The organism is Trinickia terrae (assembly GCF_005144415.1).
Lineage (GTDB): Bacteria > Pseudomonadota > Gammaproteobacteria > Burkholderiales > Burkholderiaceae > Trinickia_A > Trinickia_A terrae.
Map to the genome: position 1 here is coordinate 396,986 of NZ_SWJE01000002.1, position 23,929 is coordinate 420,914.

At 62.7% G+C, this 23,929-nt stretch carries 20 protein-coding genes; 4 read left to right on the top strand and 16 right to left on the bottom strand.

Features of this window, described 5'->3' with window-relative positions; all coding sequences use genetic code 11:
• Positions 1-29: 29 nt before the first annotated feature.
• Entirely contained in the window at positions 30-2,171 is a 2,142-nt protein-coding gene (locus FAZ69_RS05110) for a sensor histidine kinase (RefSeq protein ID WP_136892845.1), read from the bottom strand.
• Between FAZ69_RS05110 and FAZ69_RS05115 the strand changes: the two genes are divergently transcribed.
• From FAZ69_RS05115 to FAZ69_RS05125, 3 genes are read left to right on the top strand one after another with little or no spacing between them, the layout of a single operon-like run.
• On the top strand, positions 2,161-2,571 hold the full coding sequence (locus tag FAZ69_RS05115; RefSeq protein WP_136892846.1) for a hypothetical protein: 411 nt from the start codon (positions 2,161-2,163) through the stop codon (positions 2,569-2,571). The two genes, FAZ69_RS05110 and FAZ69_RS05115, sit on opposite strands and share 11 nt — an antisense overlap.
• A 38-nt stretch (positions 2,572-2,609) precedes the next feature.
• Positions 2,610-3,746, top strand: coding sequence for a substrate-binding domain-containing protein (locus FAZ69_RS05120; RefSeq protein ID WP_136892847.1), 1,137 nt, complete (start codon positions 2,610-2,612; stop codon positions 3,744-3,746).
• Between the two features lie 2 nt (positions 3,747-3,748).
• Positions 3,749-6,592, top strand: coding sequence for an ATP-binding protein (locus FAZ69_RS05125; RefSeq protein WP_136892848.1), 2,844 nt, complete (start codon positions 3,749-3,751; stop codon positions 6,590-6,592).
• A 110-nt stretch (positions 6,593-6,702) separates the two neighbouring features.
• On the opposite strand, the gene FAZ69_RS05130 is transcribed toward FAZ69_RS05125, so the two are convergent.
• The 11 genes from FAZ69_RS05130 to FAZ69_RS05180 form a co-directional block, all read right to left on the bottom strand.
• Positions 6,703-8,208 (bottom strand): hypothetical protein, encoded by a 1,506-nt coding sequence (locus tag FAZ69_RS05130; RefSeq protein ID WP_136892849.1) that lies wholly within the window; start codon positions 8,206-8,208, stop codon positions 6,703-6,705.
• A gap of 73 nt (positions 8,209-8,281) precedes the next feature.
• On the bottom strand, positions 8,282-9,250 hold the full coding sequence (locus FAZ69_RS05135; protein WP_136892850.1) for a glycosyltransferase family 2 protein: 969 nt from the start codon (positions 9,248-9,250) through the stop codon (positions 8,282-8,284).
• Positions 9,247-9,648: a GtrA family protein gene (locus FAZ69_RS05140; protein WP_136892851.1), complete on the bottom strand. Its 402-nt coding sequence runs from the start codon at positions 9,646-9,648 to the stop codon at positions 9,247-9,249. Before FAZ69_RS05140 ends, FAZ69_RS05135 begins: the two co-directional genes overlap by 4 nt.
• Positions 9,649-9,658: 10 nt before the next feature.
• Positions 9,659-10,576, bottom strand: a complete 918-nt coding sequence (locus tag FAZ69_RS05145; RefSeq protein ID WP_136892852.1) for a transketolase family protein — start codon at positions 10,574-10,576, stop codon at positions 9,659-9,661.
• The gene (locus FAZ69_RS05150; protein ID WP_136892853.1) at positions 10,576-11,385 is read right to left on the bottom strand and encodes a transketolase; all 810 of its coding nucleotides are present in this window, start codon (positions 11,383-11,385) and stop codon (positions 10,576-10,578) included. The genes FAZ69_RS05145 and FAZ69_RS05150 overlap by 1 nt, the downstream gene beginning before the upstream one ends.
• Before the next feature lie 14 nt (positions 11,386-11,399).
• On the bottom strand, positions 11,400-12,434 hold the full coding sequence (locus FAZ69_RS05155) for an NAD-dependent epimerase/dehydratase family protein (RefSeq protein ID WP_136892854.1): 1,035 nt from the start codon (positions 12,432-12,434) through the stop codon (positions 11,400-11,402).
• Between the two features lie 30 nt (positions 12,435-12,464).
• Positions 12,465-13,355: a phosphotransferase gene (locus FAZ69_RS05160; protein WP_136892855.1), complete on the bottom strand. Its 891-nt coding sequence runs from the start codon at positions 13,353-13,355 to the stop codon at positions 12,465-12,467.
• Complete coding sequence (locus FAZ69_RS05165; protein ID WP_136892856.1) at positions 13,345-14,298, bottom strand: sulfotransferase family protein; 954 nt, start codon at positions 14,296-14,298, stop codon at positions 13,345-13,347. The genes FAZ69_RS05160 and FAZ69_RS05165 overlap by 11 nt, the downstream gene beginning before the upstream one ends.
• A 36-nt stretch (positions 14,299-14,334) precedes the next feature.
• Entirely contained in the window at positions 14,335-15,423 is a 1,089-nt protein-coding gene (gene rfbG, locus FAZ69_RS05170) for a CDP-glucose 4,6-dehydratase (RefSeq protein ID WP_206171175.1), read from the bottom strand.
• Complete coding sequence (gene rfbF, locus FAZ69_RS05175; protein ID WP_136892857.1) at positions 15,402-16,181, bottom strand: glucose-1-phosphate cytidylyltransferase; 780 nt, start codon at positions 16,179-16,181, stop codon at positions 15,402-15,404. The genes rfbG and rfbF overlap by 22 nt, the downstream gene beginning before the upstream one ends.
• Before the next feature lie 335 nt (positions 16,182-16,516).
• On the bottom strand, positions 16,517-18,415 hold the full coding sequence (locus tag FAZ69_RS05180) for a putative bifunctional diguanylate cyclase/phosphodiesterase (RefSeq protein WP_240702116.1): 1,899 nt from the start codon (positions 18,413-18,415) through the stop codon (positions 16,517-16,519).
• On the opposite strand from FAZ69_RS05180, the gene FAZ69_RS33185 reads away from it, so the two are divergent.
• Positions 18,414-18,731: a hypothetical protein gene (locus tag FAZ69_RS33185; protein ID WP_169708538.1), complete on the top strand. Its 318-nt coding sequence runs from the start codon at positions 18,414-18,416 to the stop codon at positions 18,729-18,731. The two genes, FAZ69_RS05180 and FAZ69_RS33185, sit on opposite strands and share 2 nt — an antisense overlap.
• A gap of 151 nt (positions 18,732-18,882) precedes the next feature.
• Here the strand turns inward: FAZ69_RS33185 and araH are convergent, their stop codons facing one another.
• From araH to FAZ69_RS05200, 4 genes are all read right to left on the bottom strand, one after another.
• Positions 18,883-19,899, bottom strand: a complete 1,017-nt coding sequence (araH, locus tag FAZ69_RS05185) for an L-arabinose ABC transporter permease AraH (protein WP_439654746.1) — start codon at positions 19,897-19,899, stop codon at positions 18,883-18,885.
• Between the two features lie 13 nt (positions 19,900-19,912).
• Positions 19,913-21,457, bottom strand: a complete 1,545-nt coding sequence (araG, locus tag FAZ69_RS05190; protein ID WP_136892860.1) for an L-arabinose ABC transporter ATP-binding protein AraG — start codon at positions 21,455-21,457, stop codon at positions 19,913-19,915.
• A gap of 6 nt (positions 21,458-21,463) precedes the next feature.
• Positions 21,464-22,468 (bottom strand): arabinose ABC transporter substrate-binding protein, encoded by a 1,005-nt coding sequence (locus tag FAZ69_RS05195; RefSeq protein WP_136892861.1) that lies wholly within the window; start codon positions 22,466-22,468, stop codon positions 21,464-21,466.
• Between the two features lie 83 nt (positions 22,469-22,551).
• Entirely contained in the window at positions 22,552-23,478 is a 927-nt protein-coding gene (locus FAZ69_RS05200) for a dihydrodipicolinate synthase family protein (RefSeq protein ID WP_240702117.1), read from the bottom strand.
• Between the last annotated feature and the right edge of the window lie 451 nt (positions 23,479-23,929).

The following is a 23,929-nucleotide window of genomic DNA, read 5'->3' on the forward strand; positions in this document are numbered from 1 at the left end:
TGCTCCTTGAGGTGACATCGTTACCCTGGTTAGTCCTCGAACTCCCTGCGCAACGTAAATAGAAACGTCGTCCCTTCGTCCCGGCCTGACTCGACCCAGATCCGGCCGCCATGCTGCTCGACGATACGCTTGCACAGCGCCAGCCCGATCCCCGTGCCGGGGTATTCGCGGCGGGTATGCAGGCGCTGGAAAATCAGGAAGATTCGCTCGAAGTATTGAGGATCGATGCCGATCCCGTTGTCCTTGACCCACAGCAGCCACGCGTCCTCCTGGGAGCGGACGCCGACGTGGATTTGCACGGGACAATCCCGGCGCCGGAACTTGATGGCGTTGCCGACCAGATTTTGAAAGAGGAGCAGCAGTTGGGTCGGGATAGCCCGGACGACGGGCAGCGCATCCCGGCTCACCTGAGCGCCGGCCTCCTGGATCAAGGCACTCAAGTTCTTGAGCGCCTGATCGAGCACCAGCGCGCAATCGGTCGGCTGGCGCGCGTCTTCCGGCCGCCCCACGCGGGAATAGACGAGCAGGTCGTCAATGAGCGCTTGCATGCGCGTTGCGCCGTCCACCGCGTGCCCAATGAACTCGTCGGCCCGCGTGTCGAGCTGCCCCTGGTAGCGGCGTTGCAGAAGCTGCAGCGGCCCCGCCACCGCGCGCAGCGGCTCCTGCAGGTCATGCGAGGCGACGTAGGCGAACTGCTCGAGATCCTCGTTGGAGCGGGCCAGCTCCTCGGTCCGCTTGCGCAGGTTCAGCTCGGCGCGCTTTCTCTCCGTGATGTCGGCGATGGCGCTGAGGACAAACGGGCCCTCCGATGTCTGGATCGGATTGAGGCCGATTTCAATCGGCATCTCGGTGCCGTCGCGACGCAGGCCGTAGAGATCGCGGCCCACTCCCATCGGGCGGCTGTGCGGGTCGCGAAAGAAGGCGTCGCGATAGCCGGGATGCCGGGGGCGGAAGCGCTCGGGCACGAGTGTCTCGATGCTCTGCCCCATCAGCTCGTCGCGCGCGTAGCCGAACATCTTTTCGGCTTGCGAGTTCACGAGCACGATGCGGCCCTCGCCGTTCACCATGATCATCGCGTTGGGCGCGGCTTCCACGGCGAGCCGGAAGCGTTCCTCGGCCCGCTCGCGCTCAGTGACGTCCTTGAACACCTGGACCGCGCCGACGAGCTTGCCCGTCGAGTCAAAGCACGGAGCGCCGCTGGCCTCCACATGGGTTTGCACACCGTCGCGGCCGATCAACAGCGTGTGGTTGACGAGACTGACGATGCGTTGCTCCTTGAGCGCGGCAAGCGCCGGATTGGCCGCCCGCTGCCGGTTCGGCCCTTGCAGGAAAGTCAGCACCTCGTCGATCGGCTGCCCCGTCGCGGCCTCGCTCGTCCACCCGGTCAGGTCCTGCGCAATGTGATTGAAAAACGTGATGCGGCCGTCGATGTCCGTTGCCACGACGCCGTCGGCGATGGAGGCGAGCGTGACGTGAAGCAACTCTTTTTGTTCGAAGAGATTTTCGGCGGCGCTCGCCTCGGACAACAGCATGCGCCGTGTCACGAATCCGAACGAGATGCACACGAACAGCGTCAACGCACCGGACGCGAGCCCGATCGCAATCGCCTGGTTGCGCGTCTTGACGGCGGCCTCGCGCTGGAGCTCCAGTTTGCGCCGGGCGGACAGCTCCATGTCGTGCGCGAGCGAGCGCGCGCGATCCATGAAGACTTTCCCGGTGTCGTTCAGCACGATGGCTTGCGCGGCATCGAAACCCGCCGTTTGACGGGCGGCGATGACGGCCGCCAGCTCCGCCTGCTTCTCGGTCAACAGCGAACGCAGCCCGACGAGATTCTGTTGCTGGAACGCATCGCCCTGGAGTAGCTCCGCCAGACGTTCGAACTGCTGCCCGATGCGCGGCAGCGCCGTCGTATAGGGCTCGAGGTAGCTCGAACGGCCGGTAATGACGAACCCGCGTTGCCCTGACTCCAGGTCCTTGGCGAGCGAGAGCAATTGCTCGAGATTTGCGATGACCTCGTTGGAACGGGAAACCTCGGCCTCGCTGTTATATAGGCGCACCGTGCCAAGCGCGCCGGCGCCCGCTGTCAGCAGCATTAAACCGGCAACGGCCCACAGGCCGAGATCGATCCAGCGCGATGCATTTTTCCCGAGCCGCTTGACGATGATGGCCATCTCAACTTCCCCCGAGAGCTGGCGTTACAGGCAGGCGCGCAATTTGCTGCAACGCTCAAACGACAGACCAAACCAAATTCGGATTCGAAAATTTTGCGGCTGCGGCGTCGTGATCCGGTTCCTCGAGCCAAGCGCGGATGCTTCGATTCACCGTGTCGAAACAGCGCTTGTAGAGGAAGCCAATGGCGTATCAGCGGTGCATCGCGGCACGGCCGTCGCATTGTCCGTGGGTGGTGCTTCGATGCTAGGTCGAGCCGGTGCGGGAGGGTACTGTCATTGTTGGCAGGACGTGATTGACCTTGCTCGACTGAAACAAGGTACCTTACGGATTGCCGACAAAGACCCGTTGCCACCGTTCGACCCAGGGCATGACCCAGGAGATGCGGCCATCGGCCTGTAGTATCTTGTTCGCAGGATCGCCCTACCTTGGGGAACAGCATGAGGGGCTGGCTTCTGGCATGGGCATGCGCGTGCATGCCATGGCTTGCCACGGCGCAGGGTTTGCCGACTGCCCCCGTGCCCAAGACCGCGGCCGCCGCCGCGAAGGACTACCTGGCCGACGCGAAGCGCATCGTCGACACCGCGGCGCAACCCGCCGCCCCCTGGAACGGGCCGCGCACCGGGCCGCGCGCGCAACCTGGGAAGCACCTTGCCGTCGTCGCCGAGGATTTGCGCAACGGCGGCATCGTCGGCGTCATCGACGGCGTGCTGGAGGCGGCCAAGGTCATCGGCTGGGACGTGAAGATCTTCGACGACGGCGGCGCGCCGGACCTGCAGCTGAAGATGCTTGCGACTGCGCTCGCAAGCCGCCCGGACGGGCTGATCATCGTCGGAAGCGACGCGCACACCCTGCTGCCCGGGCTGGAGCTGTTCGCCAAAGCGCGCATTCCGATCGTCGGCTGGCATGTCGCGTCCCGTGCCGGGCCGGTGCCCGGCACGCCGGTGGCGATGAACGTGTCGACCGATCCGCTCGAGGTCGCGCGCGTGACCGCGCTGGCCGCCATCGTGCAGTCCGGCGGGCATGCGAGAGCCGTCATCTTCGCCGACCCCAATTACCACATCTCGCGGGACAAGGCGAACGAAATGGCCGCCGTCGTGCGCGCCTGCAGCGGCTGCACCTTGCTCGAAGTGCGCAATGTGCCGATCTCGCAAAGCCAGGAACTGATGCCGGGCACGACACGCGCCTTGCTCGCGCGCTATGGCAGCCGCTGGACGTATGCGCTCGCGATCAACGACATCTACTTCGACTACGCCGCCCCGGTGCTGACCCAGGCCGGCTTGCCGAACGCGGCCATGACCATGCTGTCGGCCGGCGACGGCAGCGACTCGGCCTTTCTGCGCATCCGCACAGGCACGTTCCAGACGGGCACGGTGGCCGAACCCCTGAGTCTGCACGGCTGGCAGCTGGTCGACGAGATGAACCGGCTCCTCGCCGGGGAAAGCGTCACGGGTTACGTGTTTCCGGTGCATCTCGTGACGGCGGAGAACATCGGCGCGGACGGCGGCGATCGTCTGCTCTACGATCCCGCCAACGGCTATCGCGACATCTATCGACGCATCTGGCAACGCCCGTGATCGTGAAACTACCGCTCCCCCAGTCGCTCACCGCGCAATTCACGCTCGTGGTTTCATGCCTGGCCGCTCTCGTCGTCGCGGTCGGGGCCACGACGATCTACTCGCTGGCCGGATCGGCACACGCGATCCGCCAGCTGGCCGATGAGCGGCTCGCGCGCCTGCAGGATGCGCAGGACCTCGCGCAGCACACGCTGATGATCGAACGCCTGGCGCTGCAGTTGTCGAGCGACGATACGGTCGGCGCCGTGCGCGAGACGCATCGGCATGTCATCGAGCAACTGGCGTCCTTCGACCGCCTCGTGGACCGCCTGGCCCCCGCGACGGCGAACGAAGACATCGGCGTCGATGCGGTGGAGATGCATCGGTCGAGCCAGCGCTTCCGCAACACGGTCAACGTCGAGGCGCAGCTGCGCGAAACCGCGCTGGGCCAGCCGGCCGCGCCGCGGCCCGGCGTGTCCGGCGTATCGCTGGCGAGCCTCGACGAGGATCTGCGCAGTCAGGCCGACGCCCTGTCGGCCGCGGCGCGCCGGCAGTCGGACTACTTCACGCGCGATTACCGTGAAGCGGTCCAGGATCTGGCCGGACACGCAGACCGCACGCGCAAGTGGGTAGGCAGCGAAGTGGTGGTGAGCCTGCTGCTCGCCTGGCTGATCGCCCGCGTCTTTCTCGGCCGCCACGTCGTGGAGCGGCTGCGCCGGGTCAGCCACGCACTGCGGCATGGCGATGCCGGCGACGGGCAATCCGGCGACGCGCAGGCCGGCGTTCCCGTGCACGGCGGCGATGAAATTGCCGACATGGCGCGCGCGGTCGAGCAGTTCCTCGAAGACCGGCGCCAGCGCAAGCAGGCCGAGGACGCACTGAAGGAGCTCAACGCCGAGCTCGAGGCGCGCGTCGCACAGCGCACGGCTGAGCTCAGCTCGGCGCTCGCGGGCCAGGCGGCCGAGATCGTCGAACGGCAGCACGCCGAAGAGTCTGCGCGCGCGAGCGAGCACTTTCTGAACAGCATCGTCGAGAACATCCCGGACATGATCTTCGTGAAGGATGCGGCGACGCTGCACTTCGTGCGCTTCAACAAGGCGGGAGAACAGCTGCTCGGCTACCGGCGCGAGGAGCTCATCGGCAAGTCCGTCCACGAGCTGTTTCCGCAGCAGGAGGCCGCGTTCTTCGCGCTGAAGGATCGCGCCGTGCTGGAGTCGCGGCAGATGGTCGACATTCCGGAGGAGCCGGTGCACACGCGTCACGGGCCGCTTCTGGTGCACACCATGAAGATCCCGATCCTCGATGTGCGCGGCGAGCCGCTGTTCCTGCTCGGCATCTCGCGCGACATCACGGAGCACAAGCGCGCCGAAGAGGAGTTGCAGCGCTATCGCGAGCACCTCGAAGACATGATCCGCGAGCGCACGGCCGAACTAGCCGTCGCCAAGGAGCACGCCGACGCGGCCAACCAGGCCAAGAGCGACTTTCTTGCGCACATGAGCCACGAGCTGCGCACGCCGCTGAACGGGATCCTCGGCTACGCGCAGATCCTCAAGCGCGACAAGCGCCTCGATCGTCGCCAGGTTGACGGCATCACGGTGATCCAGCGCAGCGGCGAACACCTGCTCACGATCATCAACGACATCCTGGACATGGCCAAGATCGAGGCCGGCAAGGTGGAGCTCAATCTCTCCGACATTCCGCTCGACCGGTTCATCTACTTCATCGCCGAGACGATGCGGGTGAGGGCAGCGGAACAGGGCCTGGCTTTCAGCTTCGAAATGGCGCCCAATCTGCCCGCGGGCGTGCGGGTCGACGAGCTGCGGCTGCGCCAGGTGCTGCTCAACCTGCTCTCCAATGCGATCAAATTCACCGAGGAGGGGAGCGTGCGTCTGCGCGTCGGTTTCCAGCCGCCGGGGCAGCTGCGCTTCGAAGTGCGTGACACCGGCATCGGCATCGACGAAGCGCGTCACGAGTCGATCTTCCGGCCTTTCGAGCAGGCGAGCGACACGCAGCACCGGTTCGGCGGCACGGGGCTCGGCCTCGCCATCAGCCGGCAGCTCGTGCGCCTGATGGGCGGCGAGATCCGCGTCGAGAGCCGCCGCGGCGCCGGCAGCGTGTTCTCGTTCGAGCTGGACGTCCCGGTGGTGACGCCTCAGGCGGCGGTCGTCCCGCCCGAATGGGCGGTCAACGGCTACAAAGGGCCGCGCAAGACTATCCTCGTCGTCGACGACGTGGCGGAAAACCGCGCCGTGGCGGTCGATATGCTGGCCCCGCTCGGATTCGACATGGCCGAGGCCGTCGACGGACTGGAAGCGTTGGAGATGGTCGAAACTCTGCGGCCGGCGCTCGTCCTGATGGATGTCGTCATGCCCAACATGGATGGGCTCGAAGCCACGCGTCGCCTGCGCCACATGCCGGCGTTTCGCGATCTGCCCATCGTCGCCGTTTCCGCCGGAGCCTCGGGGAGCGATGTGGAAAAAAGCCTGGCAGCCGGCGCGAACGCCTTTCTGGCAAAGCCGATCGACTTCAGCGGGCTAGTGTCGCAAATCACCGTCCTACTGAATGTCGAGTGGCTCGACGAAGCACCGAAGGCACAGGCGGCTGGAGCCGGCCAGGCGGATGCGCCGGCCGTCGTCCCCTCCCCCGAGACCTTGATCGCGCCGCCGCCGGAGGAGATCAACGCGCTGCACCATCTGGCACGGCTCGGCGACATGCGTGCGATCGCGCAGCACGCCGCGCACCTGATCGAGCTCGACGAGCGCTATCGCCCGTTCGCCGACTACCTTTGCCTGCTCGCGAAGGACTACCGCTCCAAGGCCATTCTCAGCTTCGTCGAGCAATACCTGGAGAGGAGGCAAGTCTCATGATGGGGATTTGCCGACATTCGCCGCGCGCAACCGCTTCCTATCCAAACTGGCGATTTCCCCGAACGCTTAGGCGCCTGTTTGCGCGCAAGCGCATACCTGCAATGCCCAAACTACCGCGCACTCCTCAGAGTGCTGCGAAGCCAGAATGCACTCAGCAACACGAGTGGCAACTGGATGAGAAATGTCGTCCAGCTCATCCACGGTCCATAGTGCATAAACAATAACTGCTTCGGAAATTCGAGCAGCCCCTCCACATCGCCACCGGTCCACGGGCGATAGTTGATGTGCAGCCAAAACTGCGATGCGAGAACACTTAGCGTCGCGAACGCATAACCAAACGACCGTGATGGCCTTGTCTTCTCAAGCGTTAGAGCAAGTGCGGTTACAGCGAAAGGCCACGCCCCCAATATGTAGCGCGGTTCAGTAACGAGCGCTAAGGGTACATGGAGGCACACAACCGCCATCACGCCCGGGCCCAAGCGCCTCAGTTCAGCGGCGATCTTGCTCCATAGCAAAATCATGAGCAGAAAAGCAGGCCCCCAGAACACTGATAGTGTTACCAGCGGCATGAGAAACTTTCCTTCCCCATTGAGAGGAAAGACGACCCATTCCAAGACCTGCGAAAAGCTGTTCGGATTGGCCAGATTCCGGTTTGCAATGACCGCAACGATAAGTTTTGGAATTGCTATGCACAAAAGTGCGAAAACCAGCAACGTGACATCTACCCGAACAAGAGCTTTGGAAATACGGCGCAGTTGGCGTACGGAGCCAAGCAACACGAAGATCGCCGCGCCTGCCACGATCAGCGAGGGCAACCCCGTTACGAAGCGCCCGAGATTTTGGACGCCCTCTGAACCCAACGCTTCAGGTGTCAAAAGGTTTCGCATTGCGACGTAGCCCGCAATGCAGACCACCAGAAAAGATGACCATGCAACGAGCAGTTTGCTCATACTCCGCCCCACAATGCGAGGCTCGCCTTCGGACGCGTCGATATCCGGAAACCGCGTTCTCAAAAAAAGCATCAGCAATGCGCCGCATAACCCAGTGACCTGCCAGGCAAACGATCCTGCAATCGTCACCAAGAGCAACGCCACTGGCCTCTGCTTGAGATAACAGAGCAAAAGGAGCATGCCGACCAGCACCGCCGTGGTATCTGTGGATAGCGGCATATACACAACTTGTTTGGTTGCGAGGAAATTTACGAAAATCCCGACGAAACCAAGCCACCTGGCATCGAGTCGCAGCCGCAGATGATCGGATATTGCCTTCCACACTGCTGCTGCAGCCAGCAACATAGCAAGATTGTAGATGCCAAAGCCGCGTATTAAGTTTGTGTTCGAAAAATCGAAACCAAAGATCAGTAGACCAACTCGAACTATGGCCGACGGCAACAATCGTTGGGCGTAGTAGCCTGTCATGTGCCCGCTGGAGATCAGCGACGGCAGGTTTCTCACAATGTCTGCGTAAGTAACGCCATCCCAGCCAAACCCACCGGCTGTCGGAACCTTTTCACCGACGGCAAGATTGAACAGGCCATAGACCAAGATGAGCAACATCATGAATATATGCCACTTGGCATAACGATTCTCTGAAATCTCATCAGAAAGTGCACGCATTTGCCCCCCTAAGGGTTTAGTTTTCTGACCCAATGCGAAAGACGCGGAACCGAGCTCCGATGAGACATGTCTATCACTCGCTGTCGACTTCAGTTCGCTCGTGCGCCCCGGGTCCGAAGCCTATCCGCTCAGCCTCAACGACGAGTGGTAAGTTCCGGACTTGCGTCTGTATGGCGCCAATATATTCGCCCAATAGACCTAGGAACATCATCTGCAGCGCGCCAAAGAAGAAGATCCCGATCAAGATCGGCGCCGTGCCCAACACGAACGCATTCCAAAACAGCAGTTTGGCCACGAGATAACCAAAGGCAATCAGCAAACTGACAAACGCCAGTACGAACCCGGATATTGTCATCAAGCGTAAGGGCACCTTCGAGTGTTTCGTGATGCCCAGCATCGCCATGTCGTACAGCGAATAAAAGTTCTGGCTGCTGACGCCGCGAACCCGCCGAGGCTGCTTGAATGGGACCGTGGCAATCGGAAATCCCACTTCGCAGACCAGTCCGCGAAAGTACGGATACGGGTCCTGAATCGAGCGCAGGACGTTGAGCACTGCACGATCGAATAATCCGGACCCCGTGGCATTCTGGACGAGCGATACCTCGGAGATCCGCGAGACGATCCTGTAGTAGACCTTCCGCAGCCGGAACATCAGTCGCGATTCTTCACTGACCGGCTTGACCGCCATGACAGTCTTGAAGCCTTCTTCCCATTTCTGCACAAAATCTCGAATCATCTCCGGCGGGTCCTGCAGATCCGATGCGATCAGCACGACTGCGTCGCCGTCCGCCTGCAGCAAGCCGTGATATGACGATCTGATGTAGCCGAAATTTCGCGCGTTGACGATCACTTTCAGGCTCGGGTCCGTCGCAGCGATCTGACGCAGGATCGCAACCGTATCGTCCGTGGAACAATTGTCGATGCACAGATGCTCATAGTCGTATGGCAACGACTTCATGACTGCGGCTACTCTCTGGCAAAGCTCAACGACATTGCTCTGCTCATTGAATAGCGGCGTTACCACACTGATGCGTTTTCTCATGTTCTGAACACAAATTGGCTATTCAAGCGATAGGCAAGCAGGGCGAGCGGCAGGATCATGATCATGCCGCTGTAGTAGGCATTGAGCCCTGACCGGATCAGCAACGCGACGCCAAGAACGTTCACGCAATACACAACCCCGTAGACGGCCAAAAAGCGCACTATCCGTGAATTGTCATGGGACTTGAAGACGAGGGCCCCGGTACTCTTGAAGTTGAAGAGCGTGCCCAACACCGTTGAGCCCGCGATTGCGAGGCTGTAGTGGCACCCAGCCCAGATCATCAACGTAAACACCGCGTAGCCGAACAACGTGTTCAAGCCGCCCACCAACAGGTAATTGGCGAACCTCACCTCGCCGCGAAGCAGCGATCCACCTAGAGCCCAGAAGCGATCTCGCATGGCGGACTTCTCACTCGTCCCGTGCGAGGGCGCCTAGCGTGAGCTGCGCCTGTGCCCGCAGATACTCCTGGCTACCCGACACGCCTATGAACCGGTTAGGAATACCGATGCGGCGCACCCTGGGCATGCGGGCAATCCCGCCCGCGCAATACAGATCGCTTAGCGCCTCGACGATAGAGCTGCCGAATCCCGCGTTCAATTGATGCTCTTCGACCGTAATCACGGTATCGAACGATTCGGCAAGCGCGGCAAGCGCGCCGTGCGAGTATGTCCCGATGAGAGGCACGCTATATATCGCATAATCGCGCCTGGTCTCATGCACTTCCTTGACAATGCCGCCCAGCATGGCGCCGGTGACCAGCACGGCGGCGTCGCGCCCCTCACGCACCTTGATGAACTCGCCAGGCGTCAGCGTGAGAGCAACATCCGCCGCATGTACAGCCGGCTCTCCTGCCTTGTTGATTCGCACGTACCCGGGTCCACGGTGCCGCACCATGAACTCCGCCGCTGCGCGCGCTTCTACCGGATCGGCCGGTGCACAAACCGTCATGTTCGGGATGGCGCGAAGCATCGCGATGTCTTCCGTGGTGTGATGCGATACGCCCTGCGGCCCATACGCATAACCCGCCCCGACCGCCACCACCTTGACGCTGGCCTCGTGGTAGCAGACGTCGTATCGAATCTGCTCCATGCAACGAAGGGTCGGGAAGTTACCGATGGAATACGTGAACACGTTATAGCCTTCGCGCGCCAGCCCAGCGGCAACTTGCGTCATGTTCTGCTCGGCGACTCCGACGTTGAGAAAGCGATCGGGAAATGCCGCTGCGAACGGCTCCAATACCGAGTACCCCAGGTCGCCGCAAAGGAGAAAGACATCATCATGACTGGCTGCAAGCGTGCACAAAGTATTGATGAATGTGTTGCGCATTACTTGGCCCCCAGCTCGATACGAGCCTTTTCATAGTCCTCGCTACCGGGGGAGCGGTAGTGCCAAGCCAATTCCTGCTCCATGAAGCTCACGCCCTTGCCTTTCACGGTGTGGCCAACGATGCACTTGGGCGCGCCCGAGCGGTCCGCTTTGGCCGCAGCCAGTGTCTTCGACAACGCCTCGATATCATGGCCGTCCACTTCGTGCACGATCCAGTTGAACGCACGAAACTTGTCCGCGAGCGGCTCGAGATTCATCACCTGCGCCACCGATCCAAAACTCTGGATTTTGTTGTAGTCGACAATCGCCACGAGGTTGTCGAGTTTCTGGTGCGCGGCGAACAGAATCGCCTCCCAGTTGGACCCCTCGTCGAGCTCCCCGTCGCTCAAGATCGTGAAGACCGTGTACGGGATATTCCGCCGCAACCCTGCGAGGGCGACCCCGCATGACACACCCAATGCATGCCCGAGACTTCCCGTAGAAAGCTCGACGCCGGGTATTCGGTGGTTGATGTGCGAAGTGAAGTAGCTCCCGTCCGCAGTAAAGCCTTCGGACAGCTCATGTGGCTCGAAAAAACCTCGCAGCTCCAACGCCGCATACAACGCGGTGCACGCGTGTCCCTTGCTGTAAAACAGGCGGTCGCGCGTCGGCGAGTGCGCCGTCTCGGGCGCGATGTCGAGCACTTCGTTGTACAGCACCGCAAGAATGTCGGCTGCGGAGAACGCCCCACCGATGTGGGACGTTCGCTTGAGGTGGCACAACTCGAGCGCCCGCAAGCGCATGGCATTCGCAAAAGAAGCACTATCCATGGCGAAGAGTTAGATCAGCATTGTTGAGATCGGTACCAGTCATACGTGCGCCGAATCGCGTCGTCGAGCGGTACGCCGATACGAAGGCCAAGCTCGCTGGCGGCCCTGCCGACATCGGGAACATACCGGTCGGGTGCAGCGCCTGGCGCCGGCATGCCGAGCACTTGTATGGCGTCCGGCGAGCGCCCCGTCTCGCGGGCAATGGCGACTGCCAACTCGCGAATCGAGATCCCCTGATCCGAGCCGACATTGTAGGCACGGCCAGGCCGGCCTCGAACCAGAATTCCGAGGAGCCACGTCACGAGATCGGTGGCATACATGTAGGAACGTCGCGGCGTGCCGTCCCCCTTGATGATGAAGGGCTCGTCCCGCAGCGCATTCAAAAGAAAATTGCCGGCGGCGAACTGCTTGTCCAGCGCTAAATTAGGGCCTATCTGGGCAAAAATGCGAGCCGAAGAGCAGGACATGACGCCCGGTTCACCATAGGCCGTGCCCAGCCATTCTGTGGCGAGCTTGCCGATGCCGTATGCAGAGGCAAGTGCTTCGGTCGCCGGCGCACCGGTGTAATCCTCCGGTATGCGATCGATATGCGGGGGGATTTTGCCGTAGACCGCACCCGAACTCATGAGCAGCACCCGCTGTGCGCCGGACTGTCTGGCGAAATCAAGCACCCTGCGCGTGCCCATCACGGTGACTTCGAACGTTTGCAGCGGCGTTTGCTGTGCGATGACGTCCGTTGCCCCGTGGATGACGTGAGTAAACCGTCCGGCCGGAAAGGCAAGGTCTCTAATATCTCCCTGCACCAGTTCCACCGACGCGTGCTTCGCGAGAAGCGGATACCGCTCGGCAAAGCGCTGAGGATCGCGCGACAGGACAGTCACTTCGATGTCGAGCGCCAGCGCGGCGTCGGCATGCAGGAGGCTCGCCAACAGCCAACAGCCGATATAGCCCGTCCCCCCGGTCAGGAACACGCGGCCGCTTTGCAACGCACGCAGGTCTTGCTCTGCGGCGACAAGCACTTCATTGAGGTCACTCTGACTAACTTGCATCAACCGCAGTCCTGTTTCGATCGCACTGTATTACGCAAGTGCAAGCACTTCATCAATCCGTTGCTCGACGGTAAGCTGATTCCCCACGTGCGTGTTCGCCCGTAAAGCGAGGCCGCCCTTCAGAATGAGTATCATCGCGAGCAACGCCACTTCGGCGTCTATGCCCAGCGGCGTGAGTCCGAGGACATCCCTGTTGTAGTACCTGCGATTCTCGAAAAACGTCAGCCAATACAGATAGTCGTATCCGTCGATGCCGAGAAAGGCGTCCTCCCAGTCAATCACCACAGGGCAGCCGTTGCTGGCCATGATGTTGCGCGGGCCCAAGTCGCCATGGGCAATGCCGCTGGGAAAATTCGACCACTCCCGCGCGAGGAACGTCAGTCGCGAGCGCAGATCGTCGTGCATGGACGCACCGATTTGACCCGCCGACGCAAGCTCGGCGAGCGCCGCCTCGGCGTCTTCGACGAGCGTGCCCAGCGTGTCGCCCCCCTCCAGGCAGTCGACGGGCAGCGACGCTAGCCGCGACCGATACGCTTGCACCAATGTCAGCGTGTCGCGCGGCGCCAGGGGCGCAGCAAGCGGGCAAAGCGCATCCATCAAGAGCCAAACGCGCGGCGGCGCATCGTCTTCGGACGCTTCGATGCGCCGAATCGCCAGCATCTCGCCATACAGGTGAGAGAGAATCCGAATTTCCTTCTCGAGATTGTGCTGACCATCGGCGGACACACTGCACTTGAGGAATTGCTGCCGGCCATTCACGCTGGCAATGAACCCTACCCCGAGCGTCCCGCCGCTTACGGGGGCGACGGGTGCGTCAGGCGCACCGATCGCTTTCAGTGCCGGCCGCACATCGACGCGCGACCGGAGACTGGCCAGATCGCCCGCATTGCGGCGGGCAAAATGCCTCAACTTACTCAGCACGGTAGAACTGGGCGAGATACGGCACTTGGTCGTACTCGAAGTGGCGTGCCAGCGCAGTCGTGCCCTGGACGATCTGGTTCTTCTCGGCGTCGCTCAACTCGCCGATGACGGCTTCGTTGTATTCCGCGGTGCTCTTGAGGACCGTGCCCCAAGGAGCGATGTTGTCCTTGATTTCGACTCCGTTCCAGCTCGGGTAAAGCATCGACTTCTCGAACTCCACGCCAATGAATCCGGCGACGTCTCGCATGAAGGCTTCTTTATCGCCGACCAGATCCTCGTAGCGGAAGATCTTCACATTGCGCGGATACATGCGCGCATACATTTCCACGGTCGAGTGATAGATGTTCCAGGTGATCAGGTATTTGCTCAACGGCTGCGGAAACGGGCGGCGCTTCGTATCGCGATACGCGGAAAACGGATTGCGCACGATATGCATGATCTTCGCGTCGGGGAAATCGCGCACGATACGGTCCGCGTCAATGCCGACGGCGGGCGAGTAGCCGACATACGACATGCCGTCCGCGGGCTGCGTGTAGTAGTTCTTCCATGCCGAGAAGGTGGCTCGAAAGAACGCCTCGATCACCTGGCGGCGAGTGTAGGGCCCTTCGCCCAGCAGCGCTTGAAAATCCGCGATGCGGTCCGCCTCGTTGAGCACCAGATTCGCATCCTTGAACTTCGAGCCATTCTTTTTGCGCAGGAACGTCTTCATCTCCTCGTCGATGATCTGCTCGTACACCTCGATGGCGGACAGGCCCTCGGGAAACTCGGGGTAGCGATACTGCACGCGCTCGACCGAGGACAGAAAGTCATTGAAATTGCGGTTCCCCAGTTGAGACTCGAACGGATAAACCAGCAGTTGAGAGTGACCGTCGAGGTGACGGTGCGTAACGTTGCCGCCATGCTCGAAGCCGGCAGAGACCATGACGAAATTGAACTTGCTCATAGTGATGTTCCGCAAAATGTAATGGGCGTCACCGCATCAGGCGCGGCGCATATAGTCTTCGATTTGGGCGAGCGTGCAGGCTCGTACGTCATTACCGCGGACCCAGGCTTGATGCCAGTCCACGATGCGCGCAAGCGACTCCTCCAGCGACCAGCGCGTCGTCCAGCCGAGAATCTGTCTTGCTTTGGACGAATCCAGCTTGAGGTAACCGGCTTCGTGCGGATGATCGGCATCGTCGACGATCCACGTCGCACCAGCCCCCCAGCGACGCGTCAACTGCTCGACGATCCATTCGACCGGGCGAACATCCGAGTCGGCTGGCCCGAAATTCCAACCGTCCGCAAAACCCGGCCCGTCGACGAATAACCGCTCTGCAAGCAGCAAATATCCCGACAATGGTTCGAGCACATGCTGCCACGGCCGGATCGCCTTGGGCGAACGAATCCGCACCGGTTCTTGCGCGGCAATGGCACGAAGGATATCGGGTATCAGGCGGTCTTCGGCCCAGTCGCCGCCGCCGATGACATTTCCCGCCCTTGCTGATGCAACAGCGCAACGATGCTTGGCAAACTCGCCGGGCGGAAAGTACGAGTTGCGAAACGCGGCGGTCACAAGCTCCGCACAACCCTTGCTGCTGCTATAGGGGTCGAATCCGCCCATCGGGTCCTGTTCGCGGTACCCCCAGACCCACTCTCGGTTCTCGTAGCACTTGTCGCTCGTGACGTTCACCACGGCGCGCACGCTTCGCGCGCGCCGTACGGCGTCCAGCACGTGCACGGTACCGAGCACATTGGTATGGTACGTTTCGATCGGGTGGTCGTACGAATACCTCACCAACGGCTGGGCCGCCATGTGAAATACGACTTCGGGCTCGACCTCCGCGATCAGGCCAACGATCGCGCCAGCATCGCGTATATCCCCGATCACCGAGCGCATGCCGTCCGCCGCCCGCGTGAGCTCGAACATGCTGGGCCGTGTGGACGGGGAAAGGGCAAAACCCGTGAGCTCCGCTCCGAGCGATTGCAGCCAGAGCGACAGCCACGTGCCTTTGAATCCCGTATGCCCCGTCACCAGAACACGCTTGCCGCGCCACCATTGCGCATTCATTTCTGCCATACCTTCCATGAGGCACGGCCTGCACGCCACAAGTCCTCGAGAAGATTCTTGTCACGCAGCGTATCCATGGGCTGCCAGAAGCCATGATGCTGATATGCCGACAATTGTCCTCGCTCGGCAAGGGTTTCAAGCGGCTCCCGCTCCCACACGGTGCCGTCGTCGACAAGCAGGTCGAGCACCTTTGGGGAAAGCACAAAGAAGCCGCCATTGATCATGGCGCCGTCGCCCCGGGGCTTTTCCTTGAACGTCATCACCCGATGATCTTCGCGAATGTCCAATGCGCCGAAACGGCCGGGCGGATAGACTGCCGTCAGCGTGGCCAGCGTGCCTTGCTTACGATGGAAAGCGACCAGCGCCGCGATATCGACGTCGCTCACGCCGTCGCCGTAGGTAAAGCAAAATGCGTCTTCGTCCCGCACATAGGGTGCAACGCGCTTGAGACGTCCGCCGGTCATCGTGTCTTCGCCGGTATCGATCAAGGTGACGCGCCACGGCTCCGCATGCCGCTGGTGGACGTCCATGCGGTTATCCGCCATGTCGAACGTAACGTCCGACGTGTGCAGGAAATAATTCGCGAAATATTCTTTGATTAGATATCCCTTGTATCCGCAGCAAATGACGAAGTCGTTGATCCCGTGATGGGAATAGACTTTCATGATGTGCCAAAGGATGGGCTTGCCACCGATTTCGATCATCGGCTTCGGCCGCAAATGGGTCTCCTCTGAGATTCGCGTTCCTAGTCCGCCAGCAAGAATAACCGCTTTCATTTCGTTTCCCTAGACTGCGCCCCGGCACACGACTTTCGCTAATGACACCATCGATGTCTCGTACGCGGCCCAGTAGGTACCTGTTGTGAGGTCGGGCATTCGCGCCGTTGTTCGGCAACTTTTTTGAGATGCGCGCCATTATAACCAACGTTGGCAATAGCTTTTCCGATCCTTTCTCATCTGGCGGTAGCTAGATCGCTGGCGAAAATCCCGCGCACTACTTCGACGCCGTCGCGCCTTGATATCTCCGACGAGAGGCTTTCATTTCTCTTGCGGACTCGTCGCTCAAGCATGCGCCGCAGGCATCCCATGCGGTGCGCGGGCCCCAGCAGGTCTCAGCGGCCGCCCGGCGCGGACACCGCCAACGCACCGCAGGCGCCCATCGGCGCCGGCCTGCCGAAGTAGTACCCCTGCATGAACTTGCATCCGAGCCGTTGCAAGACCGCGATCTGCTCCTCGGTCTCCACCCCCTCGATCACGCACGTGAGCTCGAGGTTGCGGCAAAGCTCCACGATGCTGCGCACGATCCCCTGCGCCGCCGCATCGCGGGCGATATCGCACACGAAGCTGCGGTCGACCTTGACGTGGTTCAGTGGCAGCTGGTGGATGCAATGCAGGCTCGAGTAGCCGGTGCCGAAGTCGTCGAGCGATATCTTTGCGCCGAGCCGCTTCAATTCGGAGAGCGCCGCGCGTCCTTTCTCGAAGTCCTGCGTCATCGCGGTTTCGGTGACCTCGAATGTCAACCTGCCCGCATCGACGCCGCTTGCCTGCACCATCTCGCGAATCTTCTGCACCGCTTCCGGCGATGCGATGTCGCGCGCCGACAGATTGAACGAGACATGGATCCGCCGCCCACCCTCGTTCATGAACGCGAGCGCCTTGCCGAGCAGCACGGCCGTCAACTCGTGGATCAAGTCGCTCCTCTCCGCGACGCGGATGAAGAGCGCCGGCGACACATCGCCCAGCACCGGGCTGCTCCATCGAGCAAGGGCTTCGTGGGACGTCGCTTCGCCGGTGCGCGCATCGACGATCGGCTGGTAGTGCAGCGTCAATTCCCGTTCGAGATCGGCTTGGCGCAAGGCCTGCTCCACGCTGCCGAACTCGCGGATGCTGCTTTCGTGCTGCTCGGAAAAGATCGTCGTGTGTCCGCGCCGGTTTTCTTTTCCGTAGTACAGCGCGTAGTCCGCGCGCTCGAACAGTTGCTCGGCGTTTCGCCCCGCATCGGGAAACATGGCGATCCCGAGCGACGCGGAGATTCTCGCCGTCGCCCGTGGCAACTCGTAAGGCAGGCGCAATGCGTCGCAAATCGCCGAGCCGATGTCGAGAAGCTGCCGCGGCGTGTCGATCTGCAGGAACAGCAAGCCGAATTCGTCGCCGCCCAGGCGCGCGATCTGCAACTGCTCGCTCATGAACGCCACCAGTCTTCGCCCGACCTCCTCCAGCAAACTGTCGCCGGCGCGATGGCCGTGCAGGTCGTTCACCTGCTTGAAGCCGTCGAGATCGATGACGCCCACCGCGAAGCTGCGGTCCGGCAGGCGGCCGTTCTCGAACTGCTCCGCCAGCTGGCGCAGAAAGTGCCGGCGATTCGGCAAGCCCGTCAGGCTGTCGGCATTGGCCAGCTTGTGGTTTTCGTCGTTGAGGGCTTCGAGTTCGCGCTGCTTCTGTTCGAGCGCGTTCTGCGAGCGCACCAGGTTGGAGAAGTCGCGATAGTAGGTCAGGAGAACCTTGACCATCGCCATCGACACCAGAACCATGTTGATGGCGATCGCGACGAACACCGGGTTGCCGGTCGCGGAGAAGAACAGCGCGAACGGAATCAGCACGACCGCCGTCAGCAGCAGCGCGGCGGTGCGCATGTGCATCAGGCAGAAGATGCAGCCGATCACGGTGATCGACATGTAGAACGCGACGTGCGCCTTCGCGTAGGCGCCCCCGTAGCGATAGAGGCTGAGCCCCCAGGCCGTGAACAGGCAGCCGAGCACCACGATCAGCCAGATCGTAGTCCTCAGACGTTGGGCGATCTGGCGGTCGCTCAGGTTGACGATCAGCTTCCTGCGCCTCGCCCAGACCGCCAGCCGCACCACGCAGGCAACGCACAGCACGGCGGGTACATATACGCTGAGCAGGTCCGGCGCGACGCCGATATGCGTGATGGCGACCGCGACGCTGTTGATGATCAGAATCAGATACAGCAGCGGCAACTGCCGTGAAAAGGCCTCGAACTGGGAGCGCATGAGCACGCTCCCCTCCCCTTTGGCGCTGAGCATCAATCTAGTAGAACGCATTTCGGTGACCCGGCTTGAACCCGATCGGATCGGCTGCTCTTGGTCGAGCGCGCCTCTCGGGCAAACGTTTCTTGCGATGTCCAGTGCTGGTTTGGCGGCGGCCGGCCGCATCGGCAACGACGCCTCGATCGCACCGATTCGGTGCGATCCTCGCGGAAACGCCGTCCTTTCCGGTTTACGGCAAATTGGCGGGGAGCTGAAGGCAGGGGCGTGCGTCCTGCGCGCCACGATCGGCTTGTCAGACGGCGCACGCAAGTGTCGGTAAGGAACCTGGGAGACAAGCGCGGCCGGCACCCGGAAAATCCCGGCCCTCTCGCCAGGAAATGGAAAGCACAAAAAAGCACGCCCGCGTTCGCATGGAACGCGGGCGTGCCGATATGGAACTGCGTGGAACCGCGCGGCGCCAATGGCGCGTGCTACACGCGCGCCGCCGTGCGCCGGGTCCGGCGGTAGTGATCGAACAGCACCGCCAACAGCAGGATGCCGCCGCGAATCAGGTACTGATAGAACGTCGGCACGTTCATGAGGCTCATGGCGTCCTGCACCGAGCCCATGATCAGCACGCCGACCAGCACGCCCGAGATCGTCGCGACGCCGCCCGTCAGCGATACGCCGCCGAGCACGCACGCGGAGATCACGCCGAGTTCGAGACCGACCGATGTCTTCGGGTCGCCCAAGCTCATGCGCGACGCGAGCATCACGCCGGCGAACCCGGTCACGAGCCCCTGCAATACGAACACGGCGATCTTGATGCGCGTGACGGGAAGCCCCGCGAGCAGCGCCGCATCGCTGTTGCCGCCGACGGCGAGCACGTTCTTGCCGAACACGGTCTTCCTGAGCAGGAAGCCGAACACGACGAAGCCGACGATGTTGCTCCAGATCGGATACGAGATGCCGAGGAACGAGCCGCCGCCGAGATCGAAGAAGCTCTCTTCGGTGATCATCACGGCGTCGCCGTTCGAGGCGATGTAGGCGAGGCCGCGCACGACTTCCATCATCGCGAGCGTGACGATCAGCGAGTTGATCCGGTAGCGGCCGACGAGCACGCCGTTCACGAGCCCGACCGCGCCGCCCGCGAGAATGCCGCCCACGACGCCGAGCAGGACGCTGTGCGTGGCGGTGATCAGCATCGAGGCCACCACGCCTGACAGCGCGACGATCGACGCCACCGACAAATCGACTTCGCCGAGCGCGAGCACGAACATCATCGTGACGGCGATCGAGCCGATCAGCGTGACCGAGAGCAGCAGGCCCTGCAGATTGCGGCTCGTGAGGAAGTCGGGCACGGTGATCGACAGGACGGCGAACAGGATCACGAACACCATGACGATGCCCGACTTGTTCATGACGCGCCATGCCTTGGCGGCGGCGGAAGCGGAGCCGGGCTGCTGAGGCTGCGTTAGGGACTGAGGTTGTTGCATGGTCTCTCTCATTCGTTGCGGTACGTCACTGCGGCAGGGCCAGCTTGATCAGCTGATCGGGCGTCGCCTCGGCCTTCGGCAGATCGCCGACGATCCTGCCTTCCTTCATCACGAGCACGCGGTCGGCCACGCCGATCACCTCGGCCAGGTCGCTCGACACCATCAGCACCGTGCGCCCGCCCTCGGCGAGCCCGTAGAGCAGCTCATAGATCTGCGCGCGGGCGCCGACGTCGATGCCGCGCGTCGGCTCGTCCATCACGAAGACGTCGATCTTCTCGGCGAGCCAGCGCGACAAGATCACCTTCTGCTGGTTGCCGCCCGAGAGCGTGCCGATCGGCGTGTCGCCGTCGCGCGTCTTGATCGACAGCTTGGCGACGTAGTCGTCCGTCAGCTCGCGCTCGCGCCGCGCGTTGAGCAGGATGCGTCCGATGCTGAAGTGGCGGCGCGCGCTGATGTTGAGGTTGTCGGCCACCGATGCGATCGCGACGATGCCGTCCTGCTTGCGGTCTTCGGGGCACATCGCGATGCCCGCGCGCACCGCGTCGCGCGGCGTGACGAAATTCACGCGGCGTCCGTCGAGCTCGACATGTCCCGCGCTCGGCCGCGCCGCGCCGCAGATCAGCTTCATCAGCTCCGAGCGCCCCGCGCCGACGAGCCCGAAGAAGCCGACGATCTCGCCGCGCCGGGCGCTGAACGAAGCGGGCTCGGACAAGCCCGGCCCCATCAGCCCGTTCGCTTCGATGCGCACGCCGCCATGCTCGCGCGCGCGATAGTTGTACACGTCGCGAATCGAGCGCCCCACCATGCAACTGATGAGGCGATCGCGATCGAGCCCCTCGACGGTCTCGAAGGTCTCGATCGAGCGCCCGTCGCGAAACACGGTGACGCGATCGCAAAGCTCGTAGACCTCGTCCATCCGATGGGTCACGTAGACGATCGCGCGGCCTTCGGCGCGCAACGCGTCGATGATCTCGAACAGCTGCTTCGTCTCGCGCGACGAGAGCGAGCTCGTCGGCTCGTCGAAGGCGATCACGCGCGCGTCGCGCATCAACGCCTTGCCGATTTCGATCATCTGCCGCTGGCCGATCGACAAGTCCTTGACCTGCGCGTTCGGATCAATCTGCTCGCCCAGGCGCGCGAGCGTGCCCATCGCCCGCTCGACGAGCGAGCGCTTGTCGAGCACGCCGAAGCGGCCCGGCAGTTGCCCGAGCATCAGGTTCTCCGCCACCGTCAGCTCGGGCACCAAGTGCAGTTCCTGGTAGATGATCGCGATGCCGGCGTCGATGGCCGCCTTGGTGTTCGCAAAGCGCCGCTCGACGCCGCCAAGGCGCAGCGCGCCCGCTTGCGGATCGTTGACGCCCGAGAGCACCTTGAGCAGCGTCGACTTGCCCGCGCCGTTCTCGCCCATGAGGCCATGCACCTCGCCGGCGCGCACGTCGAACGACACGCGATCGAGCGCGAGCACCCCGGGGAAGCTGACGGTGATGCCATCGAGCTGCAGGTACGGGGGCTCGGCGTCGCTGCGCGGCGCGTTCGGTTCGGCTTCGGCGATGTCGTTCGCGTCACGCATGCTCGATCAGATCCCGAGTTCGTCGCGCACCTGTTTCCAGTTGTCGCGCGTCATCAACTTGCCCGTGGTCTGCGTATCGGCCTGCGGCTGCTTGCCCGCCTTGATCCAGTCGACGAGATTCTCGGCGCTCTCTTTGCCGTGGTTCGTCGAGCTGACCGCGATCGTGCCGTAGAAGCCCGTCGGCTCCTTGCGCTGGAGCTCGGCGAACGCCTCGCCCGCGCCGTTGATGCCGACGCCGATCACGTCCGCCGACGGAATGTGCAGCTGCTCCGACGCGCGCACGCCGCCGATCACGGTTTCCTCGTTCAGCGCGTAGATCACCCATTTCTTGATGTTCGGGTGCTTGGCGAACACCGGCGAGGCCGCGTTGAAGCCGCCTTCGTCGTCGGTCGTCTTTTGCGGGGCGTCGAAGATGTTTTCCTTCTTGAAGCCGCTGGCGAGCAGCGACTGCGTGGCGCCGTCGGTGCGCAGCTTGGCGGTCGGCAGCTCGTAGTCGGTGATGCGCACGGCGCCCACTTCCTCAGGCTTCCAGCCGCGCTTCTTCATCTCGTCGCTGATCGCCTGGCCGACCTGGTTGCCGATCTTGAACGCCGACATGCCGAGGTGCGGCACATCGGCGAGCGGCTTGCCCGACGAATCGACCAGCTGATCGTCCACGCTCACGAACTTCATGCCGTAGCGCTTCGCGCGCGCCTGGATCGCCGGCCCGAGCCGCACGTCGGGCGCGCAGATGACGAAGCCCTTCGCGCCTTGCGCGCCGAGGTTGTCGATCGCGGCCAGCACCTTCTCGCCGTCGGGCGTGCCGATGTTGACGACCGAGAAGCCATCCTTCTGGCCGAGCGCCGTCGCCGCCTTCTGCTCGTTGATGAACCATGCCTGCTCGGGCATCTTCACGAGAAAGCCGATCTTGAGCGGCTCGTCTGCGTGCGCGATCGATTGCATCGACAGCGGCGCGGCGAACAAGGTGGCCAAGGCGGCGCACAGCGTCAGGCGTCGAAGCTTGCTGGTCATACTCGTCTCCTTTGATGCGATAGGTCGTTAGCGACCTGGTGTGGTTAGCGGGTAGTTCAAAGAGGGGCGGGCGCCGTCTCCGGTCAGTGGCCCCAGCGCAACGCGAGCGGATTCGCCTCGCGCGCCAGCTCGAGCAGTTCGGCGCGCGTCGCGGGCGCGAGCGCTTCGAGCGGATGGCGCACGGCGTCGCTCTTGATCACGCCGCCCTCCTTCATGACCGTCTTCGCGGCGCGCAAGCCGCACTGGCGGTTCTCGTAGTTGATGAGCGGCAGGATGCGCGCGTAGCCTTCGCGCGCCTCTGCGCGGCGCCCGGCGCGAAATGCATCGAAGACCGGGCGGATCAGGTCGGGCAAGAGCGCGCTCGACATCGTGCCCGTCGCGCCGGCGTCGAGATCGGGCATCAGCGTGATCGCCTCCTCGCCGTCGAACGGGCCTTCGATCGTGTCGCCGCCCGCTGCGATCAGCGCGCGCAGCTTCGCCGCGGCTTGCGGCACTTCGATCTTGAAGTAGCGCACGAGCGGCAATTCGCGCGCGAGCCGCACGAGGAACGGCACGGCGAGCGTGACGCCAGAGAGCGGCGCGTCCTGCACCATGACCGGCACGCCGGCCGCGTCGGCCACGCGTGCGAAATGATCGAACATGCCGTTTTCGTCGGCGCGCAGCGCGGCGCCGTGATAAGGCGGCATCAGCATGACGAGGCTAGCGCCCGCGGACGCCGCGCGCTGCGCCCGCGCGCTCGCGATGGCCGTGCTGAAGTGGCTGCACGTCACCATCACCGGCACGCGGCCGGCGGTGTGCTCGAGACACAGGTCGACGAGCGTGTCGCGCTCGACGTCGGTGAGCACGAACTGCTCGGAGTAGTTCGCGAGGATGCAGATGCCGTCGACGCCCTGATCGACCATGCAATCGATCACGCGCCGCTGGCCGTCGAGGTCGAGTTCGCCCGACTCCGTGAACGGCGTGGGCGCGACGGGAAAAACGCCCGAGAACGGGCGGGCAAAGGTGGCCACGGCTGGAACTCCTGTCCTGAATGAGGATTGATCCGACGACTGCCCGGCGCGTCGCCGACACGCCTCGGATGCCTTAATAGGCATACTATATTGGTCGACTCATCCGGAATCGATTAGCGTTTTCCCCAGATCATCCCGCCCAATAGTAATGCTATTTCTATGTAACCTTTCGGCAATTGCCTGGCAATTTCGTCAAATTTCCCGATATTTGAGTTCCCCGGGAGTTCGACCGGCGTCCTGACCTGCGTGTCCTATCGATCAGCCCGGTTTTTGGGAAAACGATTTTAGTCTTACTATTTAGGCTTCAGAGCCTCATCGAAGATGACCAACAAACCTCGCAAGCTCCGCTCCGCCCAATGGTTCGGCACGGCCGACAAGAACGGCTTCATGTACCGCAGCTGGATGAAGAACCAGGGCCTTCCCGATCACGTTTTCGACGGGCGCCCGGTCA